Raw genomic sequence first — 7,715 nt, forward strand, 5'->3', positions numbered from 1 at the left:
AACAAGAGCATTATCCTCAAAATAATAGTCAACGCAATGGATTAAATTCAAAAACCTGCTTTGACCATTATTTTTTAAGGATTTATAACGAATTGATAAATAACATATTTTAAAAGAACAAGAAAAAATAGGTTTTTACCATAACGGAACCGTGGTTTTGCTGCTCAGCCCGTAACTGTTAAACCCTCCCTCAACCGCACTTTCAACAATTGTCTGCTCAATTTCCAAAGAATACTGCAATTTTGAATGTAAACTTTGGATTTTGATAAACGGGCGTTCTTTTAACGTCGGATTATGGTAATGCTGCAACGACTGTTCATAACTCAATTGGTGCTTCTCGGCAAAAGTATGAATCCGTTCCTCTTTTGCCGCCTCAAAACTTAAATGATGTCTTTTGGCATAAGCGCGTGTAATTCGGTCATTATTGGATTTTTGCCGTAACCGACTGACTATCCCATGTTGAGTAACATTCTGCGGCACATTTTGCACGCTGCGAATATGGACATAATCCGTCAACCGCGCTAGCCACTTAGATAGATTCAATGCCTCAAGTTCTTGTTTGGTATGTGCAAACACCCGGAGTTTGTTGCCCAAGGTTTTAACGGGGTTGCATTCATCTTCGATACACTGATATTCAGGAAAGCTCACCCCGATATGACTTGTGCGATCCGAGTTTAGTACCTCGACCAGCGCCAAATGCAACTGAGTATAGAGTTTGCTCCAGATAAAATAAGGCGAAATCTCAGGGCTTTTAATAATCGTGATCTCTTGGTAATACTGCATCAGGCACTACTCCTTGCCGCTGGCACCAAATACACCGCCACGAATCAAAATGCCGATCACATAATGTTGCTGTTCCGCTGTCGGCTTTTTATCTTTTATGATCCAGTTATCAAACAAGGTGTAAAAATCCTGTTTCTGACTCGGTTGGCGGAAGGCTTTGCCCATCGTTGTGACCGCACCGTAAGGCTCAACAGCAATAGGGAATTCGGCATCAGGATACCAAGTATCAATCGTGCGAATCGCATTACTGACTTTTTGTGAATGCATACCGGCTTGCCCGTTGATTTGATAAAGAATTTTGCTCTTTTTATTGCCGGTATCCAATACCAATTCTTGCGACGGGTAAACTTCCTGCCCGTAACCGACTTTCACTTTCGCTTCAATTTCCAACAAGATAAACGATTGTCCTGACAAACCTTGCTCGATCCAAGCGGCCACTTTTTGAATCGCATCATCAACTGTAAAATCAGTCAAACTATAATCCAGTGCCTGCATAATCGCTACCGATTCCTCACCGCACTTGACACTGACTTGAACCGCTTCCGCCCCGACACGATTACGCCACAGCCAACGAGCATTGATAATATTTGCCGCATAGCGTTGTGCCAATGCGCTAAAACCCTGTTCATTCAGATAGCCCTGCACCTTTTCAAGCAACGCAGTTTGATAATCTTGATTATTGCATACGCTCGGCTTGCCGTTGAAAGGCAGCACCTTACACGTCCATTTTACAACCAACGTATCATTTTCCGCCTCAAGCGCAGCCGCATCAACCCGTTGCAAATTGGCTTTCTGAATTTCCGCATCCAACTTGACCGGATCGTTGCTAATCGCATTTTTTAAACGATTGCTGATCGTGCCGCGTACCGATTTTTCCCGAATCTGTACCGCACTTTCACCTGCGTTTATATTTTTACTGTCGCTCTGCGAAAAGAAAGCATCAGAAACATCTAATTTGCGCTCAAATGCCAAAACACTGGCTACGGTTAATTTACTCATCATCTTCTCCTGTGATAGATTGATTAGGTTGAACGGTTAAATAAAGACTTTTTGCGGCATCATAGCGGTAATGCCAAAATGCATGTTGAAGATCATCAATACGGTAAGGAAAAACCCATTTCCCCAAGCTGTAAATCGCCTCGACATACCGACCGACATATTCCGGATTGCGGCTATGCCGCATCACACCGGGATCGAAACAAGCGGAAATCCCCTGATATCCAATCGGCATCGGTACCAACCACCCCCGACCGTGTTTTTCCGACTGCGCATACCAGTCGGTTCCGCCTTGTTTGTTTTGTTGCGGAATATGGTGCAGCATCACGGCCTCAATCAACGCGTCAAGTGCGGTTGCCGTCTCATTTTTTTGCTGCAAGGTTCGGGTAATCGATTTCAACTCCTGTTGCGCATTCATTAACACCGAAGCGGGCAACAAATAACGTTTAATATCACCAATATCTTCCGCTTTCAGATAATGCACCGCTGCTACGCCCATCACACTACCGCCGGCAAGGCGCTGTTGCTGAAGCCTGATTTTGCTGAATTCAGCTAAGTCCGAGGTATGCTGTTCTTCGACGTCCCAAATATCATCGGCCTTCACTTCAACCGCCAGAGTTACCGTCAGACCGCACTTGCCCTCTTCAATAATCGATGCCGTCGAGCCGTCTTTTTTAATCGGATTACGCGTTTGGTTAAAGGTATAATCGCCATAAGCGCTTTGCCGATAAGCTTTAACTTCACATCGATGACAAGCAATCAATACCCCGTCCAACGATAAATGCCCTAATGTTTTATGCTGCTGCAATTGGCGGGACATTGCATGAAATGCGCCGAGAAAGCCGCTGACCGCAGGAAAACCATACGTTATCGGGCTTGAAATGGCATTCGCATCTTGTATTTTGACCCGACTAAACACTAGATAACCGACAATTTCTTTTGTTTGTTTGCTCATTGAAATACCGCCTTGCCAAGCAATTGACTCTCTTTAATCATCTCTTCTATCTCCCTGCGCCACTCATTGTGTTCAGGATCGGCAAAGTCCTGTTTAATTTCCTTGAAACGGTGCTTCAATACGGAATTCAGCCAATCGGCAAACCGTTTAGCGATTTCATCACGCCAACCGCCCTCCTCGCGCAGCCGCTTAAACTGCGCTTGATCCTCTAATTCGGTTCGATACGGATCCAGCCATAGTTTTTCAGCGTAATTCAACGCAATATCGATCGTCCAACCGGCAGTACGAGCGGTTTGAATCTCACGTGCCGCCGTACAAAGATGCCGTAAAATATCGTCTAAAATCGCTTTGCGAGCATCACGAATGTGGACATTGTTATAATCGGTTTCCACTATTTTGAATAAGGCTTGTAACGGTTTTTGACAAAGAACGGTGAGATTTCTAGAAAAAATACTGTCTGTTTTTGCCCCGATTGACAAAACGGACTGCTGCGCAAAGTGCGGTGGTAAAGACGGCAGAAGATAATTTCGCCCGCCTTGTTTATTCATCAGCTGACTGACATTCTGTGGCTTAGTGCCGCCAAGTTTGGTTATGGCAATATTAGGGATACTGATATACGCTTTTTGCTCAACGTTTTTTTTGAAACGATTATCTCTTGCCGCTTTATTTTCGTCCGAAAAACGTAACTTAATGATGCGCTGATAGAGTTCATGGGTTAATACCGAAGGATAAAGCGGAACGATAACGTGGTAATCTCCTGTCGCTGTCGGAAACAATAATTGTTTGTTGCGCTCGTGCGTAGTCGGTTCGGCTAATTCACTGACTAACGCGGTTTTAAACAACGCTTGATAGCGTGCCGACAGGGTTGCATCGTCGGCAAAAACTCCGTCCAATAACGGACTGTCTTGGATAATCAGGGTACGCAATTTGATATTGCTCTTACCGAGATTGACATCAAAAAGCGCCGCCAACGGCAGTGCCGCAGCGTTTCCGTTAGCGTCCAATAATACACTGTCAATGCTTTGTGAACCGACAAATCCCGCCGGCAAAGTGCGGTCTGTGCGATAATTGACATTGTCGCCTTTGGCATCGGGATGTACGCCTTTTGAAATATGCGTACCGAATTGCAATTGTTTTGCCATTCGTTCAGCGGCATTTTTCATCCACACTGTCAGGCTGTATTTCGTTTTCGCCTCCAGCAACAATGTTTCCAGCCGACTGATTTTCACCCAATCTTCAGCCGCTTTTGCGTTCTCCAACTGATTGCGTTCCTTCTCTGTTTCCCGCTCATATCGTGCGGTCAAAAACGCCTGAACCGCACTTTTAACCTGCTCCGGTGTGATTTGCTCCATTTTATCTCCTTTTGTGCTATTTATTACGCCAAAACCCTAACCACTCATTAAAGCACCAACCATGACGCTGTTCTTCCAATCCAACTCTTGAATAAGCAATAGCCAAGCCGTTCACACTGCGTGGCGGTGAATATTGCTGCTGTAACCGCACAAGTGCGGTTGTCAAATCCATGCACAGCCAAGGGCTGACTTGTGGATTTTGAAAGCTCATCGCTTGGTATTGAATATAATGATTATGTCGCGCTGATGCCGCCAATGTCTGCTTTTTGACCTGCTCCGCCGAATACACCTCAAAGCCGTCGTCATTCGGGATTAATAGCCACTCTTCCTCGGATCTCCCCGCCCGAAACGGGCTTAAAATCTGCAAATGGCTTGTCGCCCGATTGGACGTTGTCGTTTCATGCCAATATGCATTGACAAAATTAATATCATCATGATTGAGCAAATCCTTGATAACCTGATGCTCAAGATCCGCCAAAGTGCGGTCGGGACAAAGTAACTCGGGTTTGCGAATTCTCACAATCGAATCAACACGCTGCCGCTGTTCAATCGGCATAAGTCGAGTCATATCGTGTGTTGCCAGTTTATATTCTTCGCTTTCAAAACCGGGCTTGGTAAAAGCAATCGTTTCTTGCTGCAAAGCGCGAATATTTTTCTGTAAAATCATTAAATTAGACGATTCAGCCGTTTTATTCGGACGATGTCGCCAAATGCGACCGGCAAGTTGGATAATTGAACGCATAGATGATGGTTCGACTATCGCCCAGTCATAATCGTGATCACGCCCAACCTCTGCAACCGGTGTTGCCAATACGATAAAAACATGCTGTTTTGCCGGCTGTTTTTTGATCGCCGAACAAATATCCGTCTGTTTAAAAATCGCCTGCGGTTGCGCAGCATCACGCTTTAAAGTGCGGTCTAGGCGGTTTTCCAACATATTGCGCAACAATAACAGCTGTTTGGCATGGTAACAGCACAAATGAATATGAACATCATCTTTCAGCTTCACGGCACGGTTAAACGCCTCGGCAATCTGAATAATATTCTTGGTATTGGCAATCCTAATCAAACCGATACTAAGCGTTGTTATGGCATCTTCGTGTTTGATATGATGGCGTTGATGAAGGGATAACGCCGCATCCGCAAGCTGCTGCGCCAATTCGTCAAAAAACAGTTCGGGCATTTCCTGTTGGTATTGCATCGCAACAGGCAGAATCTCGGCCATGCGCCGTATCGGTTGTCGTTGCAGAAAATCCACCCGTTTTATAATAAAAGCCGAATGCTCACGGGAAAAATCGTTACTGTTTTGGCATTGAACGGTTTTCATCGCATCAGCCTGTTCGTCAATCCAAGCACAGACCACACTCGGCGGGGTTTTGCCCTGATGACGATGGTAAACCGCTCTTCCCGCCCAATAACCGTTAAATAAGCCTTGAATCAAATCAGGCGGTAACGTCGCTGAAGACAGCAAAACCCGCCCGCCAAATAAGCCGACAAGGTGAACCAATCTGGTCAATGCCGGTAAATCCGCCTGATCAAAATCATCGGGTTCATCCAAAATCAGATCACTGCTCAACAAACGCAATATCGGCACCATATATCGCCCGCCGCGTTTGCACTCGCTCGCTTGAATCAGATGATCAACCGTACAAACAGTAACTGGCGAAAATAATAATTGTCCGGCTTTTTGACTCTCCAGAATCATCTCTAAATTCAGATTATCGTACCGACTATAATCAAGCGCTGAATCCACAACGCCCTCGAGAATCTCATCTGCCGACTCACTGCCCCACACGGTATGAAATGCCGAACTTTCGTCTAATTCATCTTCTATTGCCGTTTTTTCCGACGAATCCGCATTCAACATTTCATACAGCTTTCGCTGCGCACTCCCACCGACCAAAATCGCCAATTGCTCTGCATTAAGTCCTAAATTATCGCGATAACTCTGTCCGGTTTGTAACGTCAACACCCTTAAACCCAATGCGACCGTAAAACGTGCGCCTTTCACTTTGTCCGCTAATGCGTACATAATTCGCGCATTGCCAATGGTTTTTCCGCAACCTGTCGATGCCATATTTACGCCGAAAAAGCCGTGCTCTTGAGAGAGCCCTTGTACGGATTTGGCCAGTTGAAATGCGCTATTCTGCCAAGAAAACCCCGGAATCGCCGTATTTTTAATCAAGCTGTCTTGTCGGGTTAATCTCGGCAATTCGGTTGCAATAATCGGTAAAATACGGGCAAATTGTGCGGCGGCTCTCGCCACACCGAGCAAATGCTCGTCTAATGTCTGTTTAACCTGTTTTTTAGCGCTATCCGTATTGGCGGCCAAGGCATAAAACGCTTTATCCCCATCTATTCGGCGCTTATCATCGCTATCCAAGCCGGAATAATAATAATCCGCCATCATCAGACACAGCCGTGAAAACTGTAACAACAACGTATCTTCAATCGGTTTGTTATCCTGTCGGGCTTGCTCACTGAGCTGCAATAACGGTTGGTGTTGCAACGCTTTGCTTACCCAACGCTTCAGCGATTTCTGCCATGCCGGGCTATCCAGCACCAAGGTTTCAAATTGCCAATATGCTTCTTGCGCCTTTTGTGACAAATCTTGCAATGCAGACGGATTTTTTACCCAAAAATTAACGGCGGTCATTCGCTGATAAAGGCGAAATAATGGCGCTTTAAGATATTTTTTATCCCGTTTTAATTGCCGAATTTGGCTCGCATTATAGTGTACCTCCCCGAAAGGAGCGATGCGATGATGAGTAACGATTAACCACGCAATCCACTGCGCTAACGGCGGAAAGTTCAGCATATTTACACTGTCCCGATTTTGCTGTAAAAAACTCTCAAGCGGTATTTTTGGCGCCTTTAGATAGGCATTGATATTAAGCAAACGTTCAAACCACTGCTGATCCGTCTTGCAATCGAGCAATAACCACTCCACCATTTTCAAGGAAATCCATTCATGCCGGAAAGGATCACCTTTAACCGCACTTTGCCTTAATTTATGTTGAAACCCAATTGTCGATTTACCCAAATCATGAAAAAGCGCCGCCAAAGTAACAATAATCTGAATACCGGCAATATGTTGCCAATAATTTTCCCATTCGCTGTGCAATACATTACGCCGAGTACGGTTCACCGGCACCGCGCCTTGCGGATTAAAACGCCGCCGATTTCCGACAAGCCACAACAAATCGGAACGCGCGCGTGAACGAATCCAATGGCAACTTACCGCCGTATTTTTACTGGCAGTTTGGCGCAATAATTGTCTAACGGTTTGCAAACCGTCTTCAGTAATCACCGTTTGCCACGTATTATCGCCAATTCGATTGGCAAATGCGTCCAACACTTTTCGGGTTCGAGCAAGCGCTTTCTTTTCACACTGACTGACAAAGATAACCATCATATCGTTTTATCCGCTATTTTTAATCCAATGTTATAACACAACAATACTATTAAATTCAAAAATTATTATTTATCAATACGTTAAAAACCATATAATAACTAACGAGCCACACTTAATCAAAGTACACAATAATGACATTTTCTTAAATCATCTTTGTGATGACTAACAAGTGTTGTCTGTATCATTCATTAACGGTGTATTTCTAAATCATCTG

Annotated in this window: 5 protein-coding genes; all 5 read right to left on the reverse strand. The window is 44.8% G+C overall.

The window, feature by feature from the left end:
- Positions 1–135 precede the first annotated feature (135 nt).
- Genes cas6f through cas3f form a run of 5 tightly spaced genes read right to left on the reverse strand, consistent with a single transcriptional unit; the run spans position 136 to position 7,501 of the window.
- Positions 136–783, reverse strand: a complete 648-nt coding sequence (gene cas6f / locus OA57_RS11710; protein WP_034618099.1) for a type I-F CRISPR-associated endoribonuclease Cas6/Csy4 — start codon at positions 781–783, stop codon at positions 136–138.
- Between the two features lie 6 nt (positions 784–789).
- Complete coding sequence (gene csy3, locus OA57_RS11715; RefSeq protein ID WP_034618100.1) at positions 790–1,782, reverse strand: type I-F CRISPR-associated protein Csy3; 993 nt, start codon at positions 1,780–1,782, stop codon at positions 790–792.
- A complete protein-coding gene (gene csy2, locus OA57_RS11720; RefSeq protein ID WP_034618101.1) occupies positions 1,775–2,734 on the reverse strand; it encodes a type I-F CRISPR-associated protein Csy2 in 960 nt (319 codons plus the stop codon). Before csy2 ends, csy3 begins: the two co-directional genes overlap by 8 nt.
- Positions 2,731–4,086: a type I-F CRISPR-associated protein Csy1 gene (gene csy1 / locus OA57_RS11725; RefSeq protein ID WP_034618103.1), complete on the reverse strand. Its 1,356-nt coding sequence runs from the start codon at positions 4,084–4,086 to the stop codon at positions 2,731–2,733. Before csy1 ends, csy2 begins: the two co-directional genes overlap by 4 nt.
- A 16-nt stretch (positions 4,087–4,102) precedes the next feature.
- Positions 4,103–7,501 (reverse strand): type I-F CRISPR-associated helicase Cas3f, encoded by a 3,399-nt coding sequence (cas3f, locus tag OA57_RS11730; RefSeq protein WP_034618105.1) that lies wholly within the window; start codon positions 7,499–7,501, stop codon positions 4,103–4,105.
- Positions 7,502–7,715: the final 214 nt, after the last annotated feature.

Origin of the sequence: Chelonobacter oris, assembly GCF_000772535.1 — a bacterium.
GTDB classification, from domain to species: domain Bacteria; phylum Pseudomonadota; class Gammaproteobacteria; order Enterobacterales; family Pasteurellaceae; genus Chelonobacter; species Chelonobacter oris.